Annotated in this window: 21 protein-coding genes and 1 other annotated feature; of the genes, 17 read left to right on the top strand and 4 right to left on the bottom strand. The window is 28.8% G+C overall.

All coding sequences use genetic code 11. From position 1 onward, the window contains the following. Positions 1 to 85 precede the first annotated feature (85 nt). Positions 86 to 1,315, bottom strand: a complete 1,230-nt coding sequence (gene arcA / locus L21TH_RS02770) for an arginine deiminase (protein WP_006308480.1) — start codon at positions 1,313 to 1,315, stop codon at positions 86 to 88. 183 nt (positions 1,316 to 1,498) lie between these two features. On the opposite strand from arcA, the gene L21TH_RS02765 reads away from it, so the two are divergent. The 13 genes from L21TH_RS02765 (at position 1,499) to deoC (ending at position 12,202) form a co-directional block, all read left to right on the top strand. After that, positions 1,499 to 2,602, top strand: a complete 1,104-nt coding sequence (locus L21TH_RS02765) for an alanine racemase (protein WP_006308479.1) — start codon at positions 1,499 to 1,501, stop codon at positions 2,600 to 2,602. A gap of 75 nt (positions 2,603 to 2,677) precedes the next feature. Then, entirely contained in the window at positions 2,678 to 2,854 is a 177-nt protein-coding gene (locus L21TH_RS14685) for a hypothetical protein (protein WP_006308477.1), read from the top strand. Between the two features lie 150 nt (positions 2,855 to 3,004). Further along, positions 3,005 to 3,625 carry a DedA family protein gene (locus tag L21TH_RS02760; RefSeq protein ID WP_006308473.1) on the top strand — a complete coding sequence of 207 codons (621 nt, stop codon included), beginning with the start codon at positions 3,005 to 3,007 and terminating at the stop codon, positions 3,623 to 3,625. 21 nt (positions 3,626 to 3,646) lie between these two features. Further along, positions 3,647 to 4,342: a TIGR01906 family membrane protein gene (locus L21TH_RS02755; protein WP_006308472.1), complete on the top strand. Its 696-nt coding sequence runs from the start codon at positions 3,647 to 3,649 to the stop codon at positions 4,340 to 4,342. Between the two features lie 93 nt (positions 4,343 to 4,435). Continuing rightward, positions 4,436 to 5,407, top strand: coding sequence for a restriction endonuclease (locus tag L21TH_RS02750; RefSeq protein WP_006308471.1), 972 nt, complete (start codon positions 4,436 to 4,438; stop codon positions 5,405 to 5,407). 70 nt (positions 5,408 to 5,477) lie between these two features. Then, positions 5,478 to 6,224, top strand: a complete 747-nt coding sequence (locus L21TH_RS13680; RefSeq protein WP_006308470.1) for a folate family ECF transporter S component — start codon at positions 5,478 to 5,480, stop codon at positions 6,222 to 6,224. Positions 6,225 to 6,268: 44 nt separating this feature from the next. Further along, entirely contained in the window at positions 6,269 to 6,850 is a 582-nt protein-coding gene (locus tag L21TH_RS02740; protein ID WP_006308468.1) for a flavodoxin family protein, read from the top strand. 4 nt (positions 6,851 to 6,854) lie between these two features. Further along, complete coding sequence (locus L21TH_RS02735; protein WP_006308461.1) at positions 6,855 to 7,157, top strand: MTH1187 family thiamine-binding protein; 303 nt, start codon at positions 6,855 to 6,857, stop codon at positions 7,155 to 7,157. A gap of 69 nt (positions 7,158 to 7,226) precedes the next feature. Further along, positions 7,227 to 8,375 (top strand): chorismate synthase, encoded by a 1,149-nt coding sequence (aroC, locus tag L21TH_RS02730; RefSeq protein ID WP_006308459.1) that lies wholly within the window; start codon positions 7,227 to 7,229, stop codon positions 8,373 to 8,375. Between the two features lie 4 nt (positions 8,376 to 8,379). Beyond that, a complete protein-coding gene (gene aroB / locus L21TH_RS02725; protein ID WP_006308457.1) occupies positions 8,380 to 9,456 on the top strand; it encodes a 3-dehydroquinate synthase in 1,077 nt (358 codons plus the stop codon). Continuing rightward, positions 9,457 to 10,737 carry a 3-phosphoshikimate 1-carboxyvinyltransferase gene (aroA, locus tag L21TH_RS02720; protein ID WP_006308456.1) on the top strand — a complete coding sequence of 427 codons (1,281 nt, stop codon included), beginning with the start codon at positions 9,457 to 9,459 and terminating at the stop codon, positions 10,735 to 10,737. It abuts the gene before it with no gap. Positions 10,738 to 10,948: 211 nt separating this feature from the next. Next, entirely contained in the window at positions 10,949 to 11,515 is a 567-nt protein-coding gene (gene pduL / locus L21TH_RS02715) for a phosphate propanoyltransferase (protein WP_006308453.1), read from the top strand. Between the two features lie 15 nt (positions 11,516 to 11,530). Then, on the top strand, positions 11,531 to 12,202 hold the full coding sequence (gene deoC, locus L21TH_RS02710; protein WP_006308451.1) for a deoxyribose-phosphate aldolase: 672 nt from the start codon (positions 11,531 to 11,533) through the stop codon (positions 12,200 to 12,202). 45 nt (positions 12,203 to 12,247) lie between these two features. Here deoC and L21TH_RS02705 read toward each other — a convergent pair whose 3' ends face one another. Beyond that, positions 12,248 to 14,482, bottom strand: coding sequence for a methyl-accepting chemotaxis protein (locus L21TH_RS02705; RefSeq protein ID WP_006308450.1), 2,235 nt, complete (start codon positions 14,480 to 14,482; stop codon positions 12,248 to 12,250). A 425-nt stretch (positions 14,483 to 14,907) separates the two neighbouring features. Beyond that, positions 14,908 to 15,126 (top strand) — a binding site (T-box leader). Between the two features lie 139 nt (positions 15,127 to 15,265). Here L21TH_RS02705 and L21TH_RS02700 point away from each other — a divergent pair. The 3 genes from L21TH_RS02700 (at position 15,266) to L21TH_RS02690 (ending at position 17,619) form a co-directional block, all read left to right on the top strand. Further along, the gene (locus tag L21TH_RS02700; protein ID WP_006308448.1) at positions 15,266 to 16,090 is read left to right on the top strand and encodes an ABC transporter substrate-binding protein; all 825 of its coding nucleotides are present in this window, start codon (positions 15,266 to 15,268) and stop codon (positions 16,088 to 16,090) included. Positions 16,091 to 16,223: 133 nt separating this feature from the next. Further along, positions 16,224 to 16,904, top strand: a complete 681-nt coding sequence (locus L21TH_RS02695; protein WP_006308446.1) for an amino acid ABC transporter permease — start codon at positions 16,224 to 16,226, stop codon at positions 16,902 to 16,904. Next, complete coding sequence (locus tag L21TH_RS02690; protein WP_006308444.1) at positions 16,897 to 17,619, top strand: amino acid ABC transporter ATP-binding protein; 723 nt, start codon at positions 16,897 to 16,899, stop codon at positions 17,617 to 17,619. Before L21TH_RS02695 ends, L21TH_RS02690 begins: the two co-directional genes overlap by 8 nt. Positions 17,620 to 17,657: 38 nt before the next feature. Here L21TH_RS02690 and ychF read toward each other — a convergent pair whose 3' ends face one another. Then, positions 17,658 to 18,749 carry a redox-regulated ATPase YchF gene (gene ychF / locus L21TH_RS02685; protein ID WP_006308442.1) on the bottom strand — a complete coding sequence of 364 codons (1,092 nt, stop codon included), beginning with the start codon at positions 18,747 to 18,749 and terminating at the stop codon, positions 17,658 to 17,660. 266 nt (positions 18,750 to 19,015) lie between these two features. Here ychF and trhA point away from each other — a divergent pair, with 266 nt between their 5' ends. Beyond that, positions 19,016 to 19,645 (top strand): PAQR family membrane homeostasis protein TrhA, encoded by a 630-nt coding sequence (trhA, locus tag L21TH_RS02680; RefSeq protein ID WP_006308437.1) that lies wholly within the window; start codon positions 19,016 to 19,018, stop codon positions 19,643 to 19,645. Between the two features lie 7 nt (positions 19,646 to 19,652). On the opposite strand, the gene L21TH_RS02675 is transcribed toward trhA, so the two are convergent. After that, on the bottom strand, positions 19,653 to 20,324 hold a 672-nt coding region (locus tag L21TH_RS02675), incomplete at its 5' end, for a YetF domain-containing protein (RefSeq protein WP_034429140.1).

Raw genomic sequence — 20,324 nt, 5'->3', positions numbered from 1 at the left:
TTAGTATTCAAGTTTTATTGGTAAATCCCTTCAAAAGGAGGCAAATGTATGAGAAAATAAATATGTTCATTAAACTACATACCATTTATATATCCTCTCTAATTATTGGCATACTCATACATCTAGGTCCACCTCTACCACGCGATAACTCATAGGATGGTATTTCTAATACTTTAATCCCATTTTGTCTTAAAACTTGGTTAGTAACATAGTTTCTGTCATAGCAGACTACAACTCCAGGAGAGATTGCAAGTGTATTAGAGCCATCGCTCCATTGTTCTCTACCAGCGGCTATATAATCTCCACCTCCACACCTTATTAAGTTAACTTCAGATAAGTTAAGATATTTTTTTAATATATCAGATAACTTTGATTGTTCAAATTTAATATATAAATCGTTTTTATTAGATTTTCTAATACTATATACGTTTAAAGGCTTCTCAATACCGGGATGAATTGTAAATTGTTCATAGTCAACCATGGTAAATACAGTATCAAGATGCATGTATGCTCTTGTCCTAGGGATATCAAAAGCGAGAACTGTTTCAAAACTTTCATTGCTTTTAAATAATCGAGATGCTATTATTTCAATAGCTTCAGGAGTTGTCCTTTGACTAATACCTATTGCTAAGATTTTAGGGGATAAAACTAATATATCTCCACCTTCAATTGGAAATTCATAAGTTCTTTCATACCATTTAATAACTTCTTTGAACCTTGGATGATATTTGAATATGTAATGTGCAAACAAAGTTTCTCTTCTTCGAGTAGGAGTCGACATTACATTTAAAGAAATTCCTGAACCTATAGAAGCAAATGGGTCACGTTGAAAGTATAGGTTTGGTATAGGGTCTAAATAAAAAGGATACTCGACTTTTTCTCTAACCATATCAGCAAGACTTTTGTTTTTTAAAGAAGGAACAGCCTCAACCTTGATTCCGGAAATAAGAGTTCTAACTAGCTCAGTAGACGACATATTATTTAAATATTTCATTAATGTATTTCTAAGATTTTTAGAAGTAATTTTTACTTCGTTAAAGAAGTCGTATATAAAGCTTTTTCTTACTTTATTATCTATCAATGCTTCATTTATTAAATCGGTAAGATATAGTACTTCTACACCATTTTCAGTTAGAATCTTTGAAAATTTATCATGCTCTTTTTGTGCTTGTGTTAAATAAGCTATATCGTCAAATAAAAGCCTTTTCAGATATTTAGGGATAAGATTTTCAATCTCATTTCCTGGTCTATGAAGTAAAACAGTTTTTAGTTTTCCAATTTCATTATATACATGGATTCCTTTTGAATTATTCATATTAAAATCACCTACCAATACTTAAATTGTATTTATATTATTTTAATTACCGGACAAATATATTAGCAGGTATAAAAATTAATTTGAATATGTGAAAAATTTTATATAGAAAAATGAATACTATACAGGATTTGGGAATAAAAAATAGAAGTTAATATTAAGAATAAGAAAAGGAGGAATTCAATGACTTATATAAATGAATTAGATACACCATGTGTGATAATAGATTTAAATAAATTGAATAATAATATTAAAGACATGCAAAGGTTTGCATCCAAAAATAAAGTAACACTTCGGCCAATGATAAAGACGCACAAAATGCCTCAAATTGCTAATATGCAAATTAAAAATGGAGCTAAAGGTATAACATGTGCTAAAATTAGCGAAGCAGAAGTAATGGCTAAGGCTGGTATTAAGGATATTTTTATAGCATATGAAATAGTAACTGAGGATAAGATTAAAAGATTATTGAATTTAAGTAAAAAAGTAAAGTTATCAGTTGCAGTAGATAGTAAATATGGAGTTGATATGTTAAATAAGTATTTTAAGAAAGCAAATAACAATATTGATGTTTTAATTGAAATTAATACAGGACTAAATAGATGTGGTCTAAACAATTTAGATGAGATTTATAGTCTTGCTGAACATATCATGAATAGTTCTAATGTATATATTAAAGGTATATTTACCCATGCAGGTAATGTATATGGAGCAAAAGATAAAAATGAAGTAAATGACATCGGTAAATACGAGGGTAACTTTATTGTCAAGATCAAAGAATATTTAGAAACAAAGGGTATAAAAGTTGATACTGTAAGTACTGGTTCGACACCAACAGCTAAGATATCAGGTAAAATAAAAGGAGTAAATGAAATAAGGCCAGGAAATTATGTTTTTTATGATGCAATACAACACTCTTTAGGGGTAATAGATATAGGTAGTTGTTCTTTGTCTGTTTTAAGTACGGTAATAAGTAAACCAACAGAAAAAAGAGCAGTTATTGATGCTGGGAGTAAATCATTAGGACTAGATAAGGGAGCTCATGGTATTTCAAAAGTGAAAGGTTACGGTATAATTAAAAAATTTTCAGATATTACAATAGAAAGACTTTCTGAAGAGCATGGAATATTATCTTTAAAAAATTCAAAGATAAAAATAGGAGATAAAGTAGAAATTGTACCTAATCATGCATGTACAGTTGTTAATTTATTTGATTATGCATATCTTACTGATGGTGAGAAAATATTGGATATATTTAGAATAGAAGCAAGGGGAATGGTTAAATAATAAGTATATTTTTATTATTAACTTTACATACTACTTATATAAGATATTTTAAAATATTTACAAGGGAGTGTATGTATGAACAATCAGCCTAACTTTGAAGAAATAAAAGAAAGATTCAGAAAAGCTGATTTAGAAGAAAAAATCAGAATCTATACAACTACTCAAGGTCTTACTGTTGAGCAATTTAAAGAACTATTAAGGTTATTTCCAATTCAGCATTTGGATAAACTTGAAAAGGCGATGGCATCATAGAAACCCGATTTTTTTCGGGTTTTTTTATTTTTTTAAAAGTATAGTTATTATATATACTTTTAAATTTGTTTATTTAAGTGTAAAATAAGTGATGTACAAGTATAAACAAAAAAATTATTATATGTTAATATATATGAAGGAGGGGATATATTGGAAAATGCAATAATAGAATTTGCTGAAAATCTAGTTGTAAATAACTCAATTGGACTAATGATTTTTTTCTTTGTATCACAATCCTTACAAATTTTATTTCCTCCATACCCAGGTGATATGGTTTTAATATTAGAGGGATATTTATCGAGTTTAGGAAATCTACCAGTGATATTAATTATTATAAATGCTATTTGTGCTACTTTTTTATCGTCAATATTGCTATATCATATAGGAAAAAAGGAAAAAGAAAAAATTCTAGAATCTAAACTTATAAAGTGGTTGTTTAATGTAAAAATAGTTTCCAATTTGAGAACATTGTTTAGTAAATATGGTGCAGCAGCTATTATCATAAGTAAATTTATACCAGGTGTTTTTTCAATTACAGTTTTATGTGCTGGAATATTCCAAGTTAATAAAAAGTATGCATACTTTGCCATATTAATAATTACAACTATACATCATACTGTACTGATAATGTTAGGGAAAGTATTACAAGAAAATTGGAGAACAGTATTCTTGAAATTAAATACATATAATAAATATGTTATTGTTTTAGGTGTCCTGGGTATTATAATATATGGCAGTATGTATTTACTTAGAAAAAAATTGCTTAATTAAATTTTTAGGGGGACATGTAAAATGACAAAGAAAATAGTTATTATAATGCAAGTTTTATTTATTATAGCATTACCTATTGTATTAATATTTACAGATGTACAACTATCAACCTTTGATTTGGATTATTATCAAAAGAAATATGAGGAATATAATATTATGAGGAAAACAGGAATAGAAAAAGATGATTTGATGTATATAACAGAAGAATTATTAGATTATTTAAGAGGTGATAGAGAAGGTATAAAAATATGGGCAAATGTTAATGGGGAGAAAGAACAGATATTTGAAAGTAGAGAAATTGCTCATTTATATGATGTTAAAGAATTATTTTCAAAAGGCTTTCTTACAAGGAATATTTCTTTAGTAATACTTTTTTTATCTTTTATTTTTATAATTATATATAATAGAAAAAGTTTATATAAAACAGTTATTATATCTTGTTTAATACCATTGGGAATTATGCTAGTAATGGGTATTTTATTAGCTACTGATTTTTATAAGTATTTTACATATTTTCATTTGATACTATTTGACAATGATTTGTGGCTATTGGACCCAAAAACCGATATATTAATTCAGATGTATCCCTTAAGCTTTTTTAATAGTATTGCCTATAAAATTATTACTATGTTTTTAATTGAATTATTAGCAATACTTACATTTGGTTTAATACTTAAAACGAATAGATTTATTAAAAAATTAAATATAAATAGATAATAAAACAACCTCTTAATTTTAACTAATGTTATATTTTATCGATAAATGGACATTATTTTAATATAACGTTTGACAAATTGGGAGGTTTTCTTTATGGAAAAAAGAATTGAAATAAGTAGGCTCAATAAAAAAATACGAAAAGTGTTTAATAATAGAAAAATAAAAAGATATTATATTGAAGAAAATAAAAAAGGGAAAACATACATAGCTATTTTATTAGACGCTGTTTTAACAAGAATATTGATAACTATAATTTTTTTTGGATACTTTTTATATATGACAAAAGACCTTTTTTTTAGTTCGGTATTAACTTTACAATTCTTTATATTATTTAATCTGATAATATATAAAGTAAATGCCATAAAGCTTAAGAAAACTATTAAGCATATAAACGAAAAATTAGCTAAAGAGAAGATAACAAAAGATTTATTAAACAAGACTCCATATGAATTTATTGACTATATTAAAATGACTTTGGAAAAGTGTGCTATAGATGATATGAGGATTTTTCATCAAAATGATATAGATATACTAGGTAAACTTAATGAGCATACTGTTGGTATTAAGTGCTTTCAGTATACAGAGGATAATTATGTAGATATAAACGATATACGTGAATTTTTTCTTGGATTAAAAGAATTAGATATTGAGGAAGGTTTTGTTGTAACAACATCTTATTTTGAAGAAAGTGTAAAAGAATTTATTCCAAAGCTAGAAAGTCATGCTAAAATTCATTTAATAGACATAAATGAGTTTCTAAAGTTTATGAAAAAGGCAGAATTGTATCCTAGAGAAAATGATATAAGACAGATAATATTAGATAAAATTGCTGAACGGAGAAGAAAACTAATAGAATATAGAAAGAAATTTTTATCTAAAGGACAGACAACTAAGTATATATTAATAGCAGTAATATTATACTTATGGGGGAGAATAACGCCCTATGAAAGATATTATAAAATTGTGGCTTATGTATTATTTGGATTAGGTATAATTTCATTAGGAAAATATTTTATTGAATTATTTACTTCTGGTAATCAGGAAGAGAACAATTATTCAAATTAACTTTACAATTAAATAATAATAGTATACAATTACCTTTGAATATCTTTCATAACAAGACGGAGGTGAAATAATGCCTAGTCCAATAAAAGTAAATACAAAGGCTCTTGTAGGTACTGCATTATTAGCTGCTATAAGTGTTGTTTTATTAGGTGCTGCTATTATGGTCCCTTTAGCAGGGCTTCCAGCTTTACGACTTAGTTTCTTCGAAATACCAATTATAATTGCTGGTATGTTATTTGGTCCTTTAGCTGGAGGGTTATGTGGTATTATAGCAGATTTACTAGGTTTTTTATTATTTCCTAAAGGTGCGTTTTTTCCTGGATTTACTTTGAGTGCAGCTTTATGGGGAGTAATACCTGGTATCATTTTTAAGTTTATGAAGTCTCAAAATAAGAAATTTAACTATAGTATTGTAAATGTAATAACAACATTAATTTTAGCAGCGGGAGTAATAAATATTCTTATTGCTAATGGAGTATTAAAATCACAAGATGGTACATTCTTTATTTATGACAGCAAATTAACGATACTGCATATTGCTTTATATCTAAGTGTAGTATTAGCGTTTATTATTGTGCCTATAATTGCAAGTAAAAAAGCGGTGATTGGCATTTATTCATTAGACAAGCTAAGCTTCATAGTTACAATTACTTATTTAATTATATCATTAGGACTTAATACTTATTGGTTATCTATAATGTTCAACAAAGGATTTATATATTTCTTGCCAGGAAGAATAATTGCAGGTTTAGTTGTTATACCTTTGCATTCCACTATATTATATATTCTGTCAAAGACATTTAAATATATTAAATAAAGGCTACTAGATTTAACTAGTAGCCTTAAAATTAGGAGGCGAACATGAAAAAGATATTAGCTATAATGGGGAGTCCTAGAAAAAACAAGAATACTGATATTCTTCTTCAAAAAGTAATAGAAGGAATTAAAATAAAAGATGTAGAAGTAAATAAGATAGATTTAAAAGATTTAAAGTTTTCACCATGTACTGCATGTGGATATTGTGAAAAGACAGGTAAATGCATTATTCAAGATGACATGCAATTACTTTATGAAGAATTTGATAAAAGTGATGGTATAATTGTTGCTTCACCGTTATATTTTAATACTGTCAGCAGTTTAGTTAAAATGATGATTGATAGATGCCAGATGTTTTGGGCAAGTAAATATATTTTGAATAATCCAAGTATAGATGTTGCTAAAGAAAGAATCGGAATGTTCATTTGTACTGGTGGTGCACCATATAGTCAAAATCAGTTTGATGCCTGCTTGCCCGTAATAGATTTATTTTTTAAAGCTATTAATACTAAGTATTGTTATAATTTATTAGTAGCTAATACAGATAAGGTGCCTGTATGGGAAAGAATTGATAAGCTTAATGAAGGTTACATAATGGGCGAGAACTACTTTTTAAAAAGGAGGTGAAATAATGGCTATAGCAGAGGTTACGGTAGTACCTTTAGGTACAGGGGATACAAGTTTAAGTAAATATGTAGCTAAATGTCATGAAGTTTTAGAGGAAAGCGATTTGAAATATATGTTAACTCCAATGGGAACTATTATAGAAGGAGATTTAGATAAAATCCTTTCTGTTGTAGCAAAAATGCATGAAGTGCCTTTTGGTGAGGGTGCAGAAAGGGTATCAACTCAAATAAAGATTGATGATAGAAGAGATAAAAAATCTAGTATGGAAGGAAAGATTAAATCAGTTGAGAGTAAACTAAACAGATAATAAAAAAGGGCGGGGTATCCGTCCTTTTAATAATGATATAATGAGTTTGGGAAGGGAGCGTGAATATTTATGCTTCGATTTTTAAGTGGTGGTGAATCCCATGGAAAATGTCTAGTAGGAATAATTGAGGGCTTACCATCTAATTTAGAAATTGATATAAACAAAATAAATAAAGAACTGAGTAGACGGCAAAAGGGCTACGGTAGAGGCGGAAGGATGAAGATAGAGAAAGATAAAGTTGAGATATTATCGGGAATAAGAGGTGGTAAGACTATAGGTAGTCCTGTATCATTGTTAATAAAAAATAGAGATTGGGAAAATTGGAAAGAAGTAATGAGTATAATAGATAATATAGATAATGATAAAAAGGTAAATAGTCCAAGACCAGGGCATGGTGATTTAGCAGGAGCTGTAAAATATAACCAAACTGACATTAGAAACATTTTAGAAAGGGCTAGTGCAAGAGAAACAGCTATGAGGGTTGCCATAGGAAGTATAGCTAAACAACTATTAAAGAAATTTGATATTTATATATATAGCCATGTTTTAGAAATAGGAAATGTTAGAATAAATGCTAGGAAAGTGTCAATAGAACAATTACAAAAAATTGATGAATCACCTTTAAGAGTAATTGACAAAGAAACAGAAAACAAAATTATAAAGAAAATTGATGAAGCAAAAAAGCAAGGAGATACACTGGGAGGGATATTTGAATTAATAGCAGTAAATGTTCCAATAGGACTTGGAAGCCATGTGAATTGGGATAGAAAACTAGATGGAATTATAGCACAAGCTATAATGAGCATACAGGGAATAAAGGGAGTAGAAATAGGGTTAGGTTTTGAAAGTAGTAGAACATTGGGTTCACAGGTACATGATGAAATATACTACAATGGCCAATATTATAGAAAAACTAATAATGCAGGGGGGATAGAAGCAGGTATTACAAATGGAAATAATATAGTAGTAAGAGCAGCTATGAAGCCAATTCCTACACTGTCAAGACCATTAGATAGCGTTGACATGATTACAAAACAGAATACAAAAGCACAGAAGGAAAGATCTGATGTATGTGCTGTACCTTCTGCAAGTATAGTAGGTGAAAATGTATTAGCATGGGTTTTAGCAAAGGAGTTCGTAAACAAATTTGGAGGAGATAGTATAGAAGAGATGTTGAGTAATTATAAAAGATATATACAATATGTAGATAAAAGGTGATGATATGAAAATACTAAATGTAGATTTAGATAATAGAGGATACGATATATACATAAGTAATGCAATAATAAATGACATAGAAAAGCATTTAAAACCAATAGTTAATAAAAGAAAAATTTTAATTATTACTGATAAAAATGTAGCAAAATATTATTTAGAGATAATACAAAAATGTTTTAAAAACTATGATTTTAGTTATGTAATTATAGAGCCTGGAGAAGTAAGTAAATCATTGAATACTTTAGAATATATTTATGCTAAAATGATAAAGCTTAACTGCGATAGACAGACCGTTGTAATAGGCTTTGGTGGAGGAGTTGTAGGTGACATAGCAGGTTTGTTAGCTGCAACATATATGAGGGGTATAGATTTTATTCAAATACCAACTTCTCTTTTGGCACAAGTAGACAGTAGTGTGGGTGGTAAAGTAGCAGTGAATTTTAATGGTATAAAGAACATTGTAGGGGCTTTTTATCAACCAAAAGCGGTAATTATAGATGTTAACTTACTTACTACTTTAGAAACTAAGGAATTTTATTCAGGATTAGGAGAAGTATTTAAGTATGGATTAATAAAAGACTTTGATTTTTTTAGATGGTTAGATGAAAATTTAAATCAAATAGTAAAGCTGAATAGTGAATATTTAATAAAAATAATATATAAATCTTTACTTATTAAAAAGGAAATAGTAGAGAAGGATGAGAGAGAAAATAATATAAGAAAAATATTAAATTTTGGTCATACTATTGGACATGGGATAGAAGCTTTAGGAAATCTTAGAACATACACTCATGGTCAAGCAATTACACTAGGGATGATTTTTGAAAGTAAATTAGCGAATAAATTAGGGTTAATAGACAATAAATACTATAATTACATAGTAAAAGTATTAAGTAGAATAAGAAAACCTGTTATTTTCACAGATAATCAAATAAATTATATACTTGAAATAATAAAGCATGATAAAAAGGCAAAGAACGGAATACCTACATTTGTGTTACCTGTAGGAAAAGGTAAAGTTGATGTTTTTAATAATATAGATGAAAAGGTAATAAGACAAGTATTAAGAGGTGGAGTATAGATGAAAATTACAGGCGGAAATGTAAAGTTAAGAGGTGAGATTACAGTACCAGGAGATAAATCTATTTCCCATAGAGCAGTTATGTTTGGAGCTATAGCTGAAGATGATACTATAATTAAGAACTTTTTAATGGGGAATGATTGTTTATCAACTGTGCAATGTTTCAGGGATTTAGGTGTAGAAATAGATATACAAGATAATATTGTAAAAGTTAAAGGTGTCGGTTTAAAAGGTTTAAAAAGACCTAAAAAGATTTTGAATGTTGGTAATTCAGGAACTACTATAAGACTTTTAAGTGGTATATTAGCAGGACAAAACTTTATATCTCATATAACAGGTGACGATTCAATTCAAAAAAGACCTATGGATAGAATAATAACACCTTTGAGAAAAATGGGAGCTAGTATTAAAGGAGTCGATGATAAATATGCACCATTACAAATAGAGCCAGCTGATAATCTAAAAGGTATAACTTACAGACAACCTGTTGCAAGTGCTCAAGTTAAGTCCTGTATAATGCTTGCTGGATTATATGCTGATGGGATAACACGTGTCATACAACCTAGCATTTCTAGAGATCACACTGAGCGAATGCTTAATTATTTTGAGTATGATGTAGTAATAAAAGGTAAGCATGTGATTCTAAACAAAACTACTAAGCTAAAAGGTAAAGAAATAATAGTACCTGGAGATATATCTTCTGCTGCATTTTTTATTGTTGGAGCCTTGATTCTTAAAGGCTCAAGAATTGTTATTAAGCAAGTAGGCTTAAATCCTACTAGAACAGGGGTTATAGATGCTTTAAAGAAAATGGGAGGTAATATCAAAATAGTTAATTATAGATTTGTAAATAATGAGCCTATTGGAGATATATTTGTCGAGTATTCTCAGTTAAAAGGTATTGAAATAAGTGGTGACTTGATACCTAGATTAATAGATGAGATACCAGTTTTAGCAGTAGCAGCTTCTGTGGCTGAGGGTACAACTATTATAAGGAATGCTGAAGAGCTGAAGGTAAAAGAAAGTAATAGAATTACAGCAGTAGTTAATGAACTAAAGAAAATGAATGTTGATATTGAGGAGTTGGATGACGGGATGATAATAAAGGGTTCTAAAAATATACAAACGGCTAATTTAGATACATATAAGGACCATAGAATAACAATGGCACTTACTATATTAGCATTGTATGCAAAGGGAGAATCAATTATAAATAACACAGAATCTGTTTCTATATCGTTTCCAAAGTTTTATGAAGTATTAGGTGAAATAATTACTTAGTAAAAATCAATTGAATTAACTCTATAATTATGGGAAAGTGTATAGATATTGAAAAGTAAATGTTAAAAATACAATTACTTATTTGATTTTTATACATAAAAGAATTATAATCTTATATGGAGATTTGTTAGAATCCAATATCGGCTATCTAACTAATTAATTTACTGTATAAAAAACAAATTGTAATTAAAATACAAAAGGAGGAATTGTAATGAAGTTACCTATTGCATTATCTAACAGACATATACATCTAAGTGAAGAGCATATAAAGGTTTTATTCGGTGAGGGATATGAATTAACAAAACTAAAAGATTTATCACAGCCAGGACAATATGCATGTGAAGAAAAAGTAGATATAGTTGGCCCTAAAGGAACTTTAAAAGGAGTTAGAGTTTTAGGACCAGCAAGGTCAAAAACTCAAGTTGAAATATCTCTAAGCGACGGATTCAAGCTAGGGGTAGTACCTCCTGTAAGAGATTCTGGAGACTTAGCAGGTAGTCCAGGAGCTAAAATAGTAGGACCAAAAGGTGAAGTAGAAATTGAGGAAGGTATTATTGCTGCAGCAAGACATATACATATGCACCCAGATGATGCTGAGAAGTTTGGTGTTAAGGACAAAGATAGAGTTAAAATAAAAGTAGAAGGAGAAAGAGGTCTAATTTTTGATAAAGTATTAGTTAGAGTAAGTCCAAAATATGCTTTAGAAATGCATGTTGACATTGAAGAAGGAAATGCAGCAGGTGTTAAAAACGGAATGATGGTTGAATTGATTAAATAGTTGGAGGTAAAGTATATGAAAAATATAGCATCAATCATAGACCATACAATACTTAAGCCAGATACAACAATAGAAACAGTAAAGAAAGTATGTGAAGAAGCTAAAGAGTACGGTTTTGCTTCAGTATGTGTTAATCCATATTATGTTAGTGATGTTAAAAAGCTATTAGAAGGGACAGATGTAAAAGTAACATCTGTTATAGGTTTTCCTTTAGGGTGTACGTTAAAGGAAGTCAAAGCTTTTGAAGCAAAAAAGGCTATTGAAGATGGTGCCGATGAGTTAGATATGGTAATAAATATTGGAGCTTTAAAAGATAAGAAATATGATGTTGTAAAAGAGGATATAAAAGCAGTTGTAGATGAAGCAGAGGGAAAAGCTATTGTAAAAGTTATTATTGAGGCTTGTCTATTAACAGACGATGAAAAGATAATGGCATGTAAATTAGCAAAGGAAGCTGGTGCTGATTTCGTTAAGACGTCTACAGGATTCAGTACAGGTGGTGCAACAGTTGAAGATATTAGATTAATGAGGGAAACTGTTGGAGAAAATGTAGGTGTAAAGGCATCTGGCGGAGTAAGAGATATAGAGAAAGCTAAAGTTATGATAGAAGCAGGAGCTACAAGAATAGGGGCTAGTTCTTCAGTGGCAATAGTTAAAGGAGAAGAGTCTGGAGATAGTGATTATTAAAAGTATGGTATAAAAAAGATGGAACCTTTAAGGCTCCATCTTTTTTTATTTATTATTATTTCTAAAAACTTTAGTATGTTTATTTAAGCTATTTGCTAATGAATTTAAATCATGTGCATTATTTGCAATTTCTTCGATAGCACTAAACTGTTGTTGAGATTTTATAATAGCGTCTTCGGTAGATACTGCAGTTTGACTTGCAGTTTCAGATATATGCTGAATTGTATATAAGATTTCATCTTTCTTATTATTTATTTCACCAATAGAGTTAGTGATAACCATTATTTTGTCTTTTATTTCATGTATTGAATCCATTATGACTTTAAAGGATTTTTTGGTATCATTGACAGCTACATTTTGTTCTTCAATAATTTCTTCAGTAGTGTCTACAAAACTTTCAACTTCTTTAGATTTTTCTTGTAGATTCCCTATGATTGACCTAATATTATTAGTTTCACTAGCTATTTCATCAGATAATTTTCTTATTTCATCAGCAACTACCGCGAATCCTTTACCAGCCTCTCCAGCTCTTGCAGCTTCTATAGCAGCATTAAGAGCTAATAAATTAGTTTGCTTTGATATATTAGTAATAGTATCAATAATTACTTGGATATTATTTACTGAGTCCATTAGTTCCTTTACTACACCATGAAATTTAATTGATATATCATAACTTTCTTGTGACTTGTCATCTAGAATGTTTACTTGTTTAAATCCATCTTCTGTTACTTTATTAGTTTTATTAAATGATTTTATGATTTCATCAGTATATTCATTTATTCTGTGAATATTGCTAGATAGGTCTTTTATCATTGTTTGCCCATTAGCAACGTCTTTTTCCTGCTCTTTAGCACCTAATGTTACTTTTTCTATAACTTCATAAACATGCTCCGTATAACGATAAGCATTACTTGAGATTTGATTTAAGTTTTCTGCTGAGCTTGTTACTTCAGTCGAGGTTGTAGTAATTTCTGCAATCAAAGTCCTTAATTGATTTAACATGTAATTAAAACTATCATTAAGTAACCCTATTTCTTTGCTTGTATGTAAATCTGCTTTAACATTTAAATCACCATCAGAAACTTTTTTCATTTGATTTGCTAATTTACTAATAGGTGTTATGATACTTCTAGTATATACAGCTGCAACTATTATACAAAGAATAAGTAAAACTATTACTATAAACATAATTGAATTTTGAATAGAGTTTATTGCTTTATCATAAACAGATTTTTCAATTTTAGAAACAGCATACCAATTTAAGTTATCTAATTTTCTTATCGCAGCGATATATTCCATATTATTATGTTTATAGGATTTAATTTCAAAACCAGATAACATACCTTTATTAATATTATCTATTGTTTCTTTTATAAAGTTATTTTCTAGCTTTGATAATATTTTATCTTTTTGATTATGATATAATATAGTTCCATTTTCATTGATTAAATATGTATAACTTTTGTCTTTTGTTTTCATTTCAGCAATAGGTAAAGTAAATCTATCTAAATCAAAGAATACTATTATAGAACCAACCATCCTAGAATTCTCTATAATAGGTTTTGCTACTGGAATAACTGGTCTATTAGTAGCCGCAGAAATAATAGGTTCACCTATACCTAAACTTTTTCCTTCTTTTAGTTGTTCAAAATAGTCTTTATTTGTTACAAATAGGATTCTATATTTATCTTTTTTTGTAGATTTATTACCAATTATATTTCCAAATTCGTCTGTTATAAATATAGTTTCATAAAGACCATGTGAATTTTTAACTGCATTATCTAAAGTTTGTTGTACTTTATGTAGCGTTGGAGAATTATTAGTAAAATCTCCGTTATATACTTCTTTTAATAACATATGAATGTCTGACTGTGCTGATAAACCTCTCAATACGCTATCGGTACTATTGATAGTAATTTCAACAATGTTCTTTATATTTTCAGTATGCGCATATTGCATATTTTTATTTGATTTTGCCATTTCTTTACCAACTTTATTAAATACTAATCCTCCAGTTAAAAGAAGAGGTAAAAGTGAAACTAGTATTAAAAGTATTACGATTTGCTTTCCAAGAGTTAACCTAGATAAACGAAAAAAATTCATGTTTTTTATGTTTAATATCGATGATTTTCTAAATTTGGGATTTGAAGAAATTTTTACTTTAATTAATTCTTTTAAGCTAGACTTACCTTTTGAAAGGTTTAATTTAGGCTTAGTCAGTTTAAAGTTTTTAAGGGCTTTAAACTTTCTGTCCCTATTAAAAAGTTTTTTGAAATTCATTATATCTCTCCTTTGTGTTGTGTAAATATTAAGTTAGCAAGATTATTTTGTCGATTAATAATACACATATATATTATAAATGATAAATATAAGGTAAACAAAGAGAACAGACATTAACAATGTTAAGCGGGTGTTAAAATTAAGTTAAGCCAAAGTAAAAAGTGATCAAAAACTAATTTTAGGACTTTAGTAGGATGAAATCTAGATGAATTGATAGTTTTGCACTGTGATTCGAATAAATATGTAAAAATATAAATAAATAAACAATAAATTGAGTATTGACAAATCTATAATTAATTATTATAATATCTAATAAATAAACCGAAAAAGCAAGAGAAGGCTTGCTTGGTGAAATGCATGTATAATTCTAAATTCTTAGCACAATGTATAAATATACATATACAATTATTATATATAGAATCAATAGCAATCCTATGATAGGGAGAGTAGATATAGTGATTGTTCCAGCGAGCTAGAGTTTGGTGTGAGTCTAGCACATAGCTATATTGAAGCGCACCCTTGAGGAGGTTTTCTGAACTAATAGTAGGAAAATTCGGTTTCCACCGTTAAAGGGATATGAGAGGGCATTTTTAGATTACTATGCCAATAAGAGTGGTAACGCGGGAAAAACTCTCGTCTCTTGAATAGAGGCGAGAGTTTTTTATATGTAATAGACTTTGGAGGTGGATACAAATGATAAGGCGGAATTGGGAAAATAAAACTAACTATTAAAACGAAATTAGATTACAGATTAAATTAATAATAAAAGAAGGAGGAAAAGTTATGTATAAAAATATAAAAGTTAAATTGATATCAACTGTATTATTAATTATAATATTATTTACACTTTACGGATGTACGAATAGTGGTGAAACTGCAAAACAGGAAATGACAAAACTTGAGGAAATCAAGGAAAAAGGGAAGATTGTGTTAGGGACATCAGCTGACTATCCGCCTTATGAATTTCATAAAGAAATAAATGGCAAGGATGAAATTGTAGGATTTGACATAGAGATAGCCAAGCAAATTGCTAAAGAACTAGGGGTAGAACTTGAAATTAAAGATATGAAATTTGATGGACTATTAGCTGCATTACAAATGAATAAGATAGATTTTATAGTAGCTGGAATGACACCAACTGAAGAAAGAAAAGAAAATGCAGATTTTTCAAAAACTTATTACGAAGCAGAACAGTGCTTATTAGTTAAAAAAGGAGATGGAAGTAAATATAAAGAAATAGACGATTTATCAGGTATTGAGGTTGGTGTACAAAAGTCTACTATACAAGAACAGTTAGCAAAAGAAAAGATAGAAGATGCCGAAATAAAAGCACTTAGTAAAATTACAAGTTTGGTTCTAGAGCTTAAAAATAACAAAGTTGATGGTATTGTATTAGTTAAACCTGTTGCAGAGGCTTATGCTAAAGCAAATAAGGACCTAGAAGTTGCTGAGGTGTCATTAGGTAAGGAAGATGGTGTCGCAATAGCAGTAAAAAAAGGAAACACTGAATTAATGAATGCAATTAACAAAACAATTGATAAATTAATGAAAGAAGGTAAAATTAGTCAGTTTATAAATGAAGCTACACATTTGTCTGAAGAAGACTAAAGTAGTAAATTAAGGATAAGATAAAACTTAGAATCCCCCTTAGTGTTTATATATAAGCAGCGGCCATTTAATTTAATAGGCTGCTTGCTTAGTACATATCTTAAACAAAAGATAAATTAGGAGGGAAAGTTAGATGGATTTTAGCTTTTTAAGTGACTACTATATGTTTTTTATAAATGGAGCTAAAACTACTTTATCATTATCTATATTTACAATATTTTTAGGCGTTATACTGGGAATTATAATTGTATTAATGCGTATATCAAATAATATATTTTTTAGAGGTTTTGCTGCCTCATATATCGAATTTATAAGGGGGACACCAGTTTTAGTACAATTGTTTATAGTATATTATGGATTACCTATGATAGGTATTGAGTTTCCGGAAATTCCTGCATTAGGAAGTAGCTTTCCAGATTTTATGGCAGGAATAGTAGCCTTATCAATTAATAGTGGTGCTTATGTAGCAGAAATAATTCGTGCTGGAATTCAAGCTATAGATAAAGGACAAATGGAAGCATCACGTTCACTGGGTATGACTTATGGAATGGCTATGAAAAATATAATATTACCACAAGCATTTAAAAATATTTTACCAGCTTTAGGTAATGAGTTTATCACTATAATAAAAGAATCAGCTATTGTATCGATAATAGGTATACAAGATTTAATGTATAACGCTGATACAGTTAGTGGTAATATTTATAAGCCCTTTGAGCCTTTAGTTATAGTTGCAATAATATACTTTATTATGACGTTTACACTATCAAGAGCAGTTAGTTATACAGAAAGGAGATTGAAGACTAGTGATTAAGGTAGAAAATCTCAATAAAAAATTTAAAAATCTACATGTATTAAAGGATATTGAGCTAAGAATAGAAAAAGGAGAAGTTGTAGTTATTGTTGGTCCAAGTGGGTCAGGAAAAAGTACATTTTTAAGATGTTTAAATAGATTAGAGGAGATAGATAGTGGAGAAATAATATTTGAAGGTAAATCCATTACAGATGATAAGAATGATGTAAATAAATTAAGAGAGAAAATAGGTATGGTATTTCAGCAATTTAATTTATTTCCTCATATGACTGTTTTAGAAAATATTACGTTAGCTCCTATAAAGGTTAAAAAAATGAATAAAAATGAAGCTGAAAAAGTAGCACTTAAATTACTAGACAGAGTTGGACTAAAAGAAAAAGCCAATGCATATCCTAGTCAACTCTCGGGGGGACAAAAGCAAAGGATTGCAATTGCTAGAGCTTTAGCGATGTCTCCCGATGTTATGCTATTTGATGAGCCTACTTCTGCTTTAGACCCTGAAATGGTAGGAGAGGTATTAGAAGTTATGAAACAATTAGCTGCTGAAGGAATGACTATGATTGTTGTAACACACGAGATGGGGTTTGCCAAAGAAGTCGGTAGTAGAGTTATATTTATGGACAATGGTAAAATTATAGAACAAGGAACACCTAAGGAAGTATTTGATGCTCCTAAGCATCCAAGAACAAAAGAATTTCTTAGGAAGGTACTGTAATAAAAAATCCCCTCCAATTTAAGGAGGGGATTAAAACTTTAAACATTAAATCTAAATATAACTACATCTCCATCTTCCATTACATAATCTTTTCCTTCTAATCTTACTAATCCTTTCTCTTTTGCAGCAGTCATACTTCCACATTCATTTAAATCTTTAAAGTTTATAACCTCTGCTCTAATGAATCCTTTTTCCATATCTGAGTGTATTTTTCCAGCAGCCTGTGGAGCTTTAGTTCCTTTTTTGATAGTCCATGCACGAGACTCTTTAGGTCCTGCTGTTAAGAAAGAAATAAGTCCTAACAACTTATAACTAGCTTTAATTAGCTTATCTAAGCCAGATTCTTTTAAACCTAATTCTTGTAAGAATTCTTTCTTCTCTTCTTCATCTAATTCAGCAATTTCAGATTCGATTTTACCACAAATGGCTATTACTTCTGAATTTTCTTGTTTTGCATACTCTTTAACTTTTTGAACATATTTATTTTCATCTTCATTATTTAGATATTCTTCTGATATATTAGTAGCATAAAGAACAGGTTTGTTTGATAAAAGGTTTAGGCTTTTTACAAATTTTTGTTCTTCTTCATTAAAATCTAAAACTCTTGCTGATTTACCAGCCTCAAGAACTTCTTTAATTTTGTTTAAAATGTCTAATTCTTTTTGATATGATTTATCTCCTTTTAATAGTTTTTGTGTTTTGGTGATTCGTTTATTAATTATTTCTAAATCCGATAAAATAAGTTCTAAATTGATTATTTCAATATCCCTTATTGGGTCGATGTTACCTTCAACATGAGTGATATTTTCATCTTCAAAGCATCTTACAACATGAACTATAGCTTCAACCTCTCTGATGTGAGATAAGAATTTATTACCTAATCCTTCACCTTTACTAGCACCCTTTACTAAGCCTGCTATATCAAAGAACTCTATTGCTGTAGGTATTTTCTTTTTAGAGTTAAACATTTCTTCTAAAACATCTAAACGCTCATCTGGTACTGATACAACGCCAACATTTGGTTCTATTGTACAGAATGGATAATTAGCTGATTCTGCACCAGCGGAAGTAATAGCGTTAAATAATGTACTTTTACCTACGTTTGGTAATCCTACTATACCTAACTTCATTTATATCTTCCTTTCGATTTTATATTCTGTCTATAACAGTGTAAATTATACACTAACAATGATATAACTTCAACAAAAAAGATAAAGAAAGATAGATGTTATAAAGGTATTGAGCAGGTTAATTCTACATTGATAGAAAATTTTTTAACCATTACAAAAATAGGGAGGAATACTTATATGAGTATAGAAATGTATAGTCAGAGATTTTGTTAATCGTATTAAGTTATAATAAAATTCAACCTACTAAAAGGAAGAAGGTGTTCATCATGAACAAAGAAGAAAGATTTTCATTTTACTCTCATTTTTTTGGTTTTATATTGGCTATTATTGGTTTAATAAATTTAGTTTATATAGCAGATGGGTTTTCTTTAAAAATTGTATCAATAGTTTATGGAGTATCAGTTATGTTGTTATTCTTGGCTAGTTCTCTTTATCATGTAAATAAAAAATATGATGGAGAGATATCAATTTGGAGAAAGTTAGACCATATAGCTATATTTATAATGATAGCAGGAACATATACACCAGTCTGTTATATATATTTAACTGGGTATTGGAAATGGAGTATTATTATTGTACAGTGGACACTTGTTTTTGGTGGTTTATTTTTTAAGTTTTTTTACTTAAATGCTCCTCGTTATTTATATACCATAATATATATAACAATGGGATGGATGGGTATTGTACCTATAACAAAGCTTATAAATTCTATGTCTAGTATTGAATTATTATATCTCTTTGGGGGTGGAATATCATATACTATTGGTGCTATTTTTTATATTTTAAAGAAACCACAAATTAGTGATAACTTTGGTTTTCACGAAATTTTTCATTTATTCATTTTAGTTGGAGCGTTTTTTCACTATTTATTAGTTTATTCAGCAGTTTTTAGATGATTATGCACTAAACATTATCATTATTTTCACTAATGTCAATTTTAGGATTAATTTTATCATCATATTTATCAATATATATTTTATTATTTTCATCTAAAGTAGCATAATGGACTTCACTAATTCGTCTTATACCGAAGGGTTTTAGCATTCGCATTAAATCTTTACCAGAAAGCTTTCTTTCTCTAAGATTTTCATAAATTATTTGACCGCCTATTATTACTTCTGTTGATAGAGTATCAGCATTTTTGAGAATTCCTAAATCACCACAAGTGACAGTTTTTTTATCTGTTTTTTTCATAATGCTTAATTTACCATTTATTTCTAATAATCCGTACTCAACATCTTCTGGTGAAAATACTCCCTTGTCTCTTAGAAGAAGATTTAGTTCATCTGTACTATATCTTACTTTTCTTAAATTATTTTCAAGAATTTTACCATTTTGTATAACTAGAATAGGTTCCCCTTCAACGATTTTTCTAAACTTTCTTTTTTTTACAGAAAAATATGAAACTAATCCAGTTAAGATACCAAATAACATTAAACCAATAAAGTGCTGATATGTTCGTTGATTAACATCAGTAGCAAGAGTCGCGGCAATTGAGCCAAAAGTTATTCCATTAATATATTCGAAAAATGTAAGTTGAGCTACTTGTTGTCTCCCTAGAATTCTGGTTATAAA

Source organism: Caldisalinibacter kiritimatiensis (assembly GCF_000387765.1).
Classification (GTDB): Bacteria; Bacillota; Clostridia; order Tissierellales; family Caldisalinibacteraceae; genus Caldisalinibacter; species Caldisalinibacter kiritimatiensis.
This window is presented reverse-complemented; position numbering and strand designations above follow the sequence as displayed.

Excerpts from the sequence above, each read along its gene's own strand:
- L21TH_RS02740 (WP_006308468.1), top strand. The coding sequence starts at position 6,269 with ATGAAAAAGATATTAGCTATAATGGGGAGTCCTAGAAAAAACAAGAAT.
- L21TH_RS02705 (WP_006308450.1), bottom strand. The coding sequence starts at position 14,482 with ATGAATTTCAAAAAACTTTTTAATAGGGACAGAAAGTTTAAAGCCCTT.
- aroC (WP_006308459.1), top strand. The coding sequence starts at position 7,227 with ATGCTTCGATTTTTAAGTGGTGGTGAATCCCATGGAAAATGTCTAGTA.
- L21TH_RS02765 (WP_006308479.1), top strand. The coding sequence starts at position 1,499 with ATGACTTATATAAATGAATTAGATACACCATGTGTGATAATAGATTTA.
- pduL (WP_006308453.1), top strand. The coding sequence starts at position 10,949 with ATGAAGTTACCTATTGCATTATCTAACAGACATATACATCTAAGTGAA.
- arcA (WP_006308480.1), bottom strand. The coding sequence starts at position 1,315 with ATGAATAATTCAAAAGGAATCCATGTATATAATGAAATTGGAAAACTA.
- L21TH_RS02735 (WP_006308461.1), top strand. The coding sequence starts at position 6,855 with ATGGCTATAGCAGAGGTTACGGTAGTACCTTTAGGTACAGGGGATACA.
- ychF (WP_006308442.1), bottom strand. The coding sequence starts at position 18,749 with ATGAAGTTAGGTATAGTAGGATTACCAAACGTAGGTAAAAGTACATTA.
- aroB (WP_006308457.1), top strand. The coding sequence starts at position 8,380 with ATGAAAATACTAAATGTAGATTTAGATAATAGAGGATACGATATATAC.
- L21TH_RS14685 (WP_006308477.1), top strand. The coding sequence starts at position 2,678 with ATGAACAATCAGCCTAACTTTGAAGAAATAAAAGAAAGATTCAGAAAA.
- L21TH_RS02695 (WP_006308446.1), top strand. The coding sequence starts at position 16,224 with ATGGATTTTAGCTTTTTAAGTGACTACTATATGTTTTTTATAAATGGA.
- aroA (WP_006308456.1), top strand. The coding sequence starts at position 9,457 with ATGAAAATTACAGGCGGAAATGTAAAGTTAAGAGGTGAGATTACAGTA.
- L21TH_RS02700 (WP_006308448.1), top strand. The coding sequence starts at position 15,266 with ATGTATAAAAATATAAAAGTTAAATTGATATCAACTGTATTATTAATT.
- L21TH_RS02755 (WP_006308472.1), top strand. The coding sequence starts at position 3,647 with ATGACAAAGAAAATAGTTATTATAATGCAAGTTTTATTTATTATAGCA.
- L21TH_RS13680 (WP_006308470.1), top strand. The coding sequence starts at position 5,478 with ATGCCTAGTCCAATAAAAGTAAATACAAAGGCTCTTGTAGGTACTGCA.
- deoC (WP_006308451.1), top strand. The coding sequence starts at position 11,531 with ATGAAAAATATAGCATCAATCATAGACCATACAATACTTAAGCCAGAT.
- trhA (WP_006308437.1), top strand. The coding sequence starts at position 19,016 with ATGAACAAAGAAGAAAGATTTTCATTTTACTCTCATTTTTTTGGTTTT.
- L21TH_RS02750 (WP_006308471.1), top strand. The coding sequence starts at position 4,436 with ATGGAAAAAAGAATTGAAATAAGTAGGCTCAATAAAAAAATACGAAAA.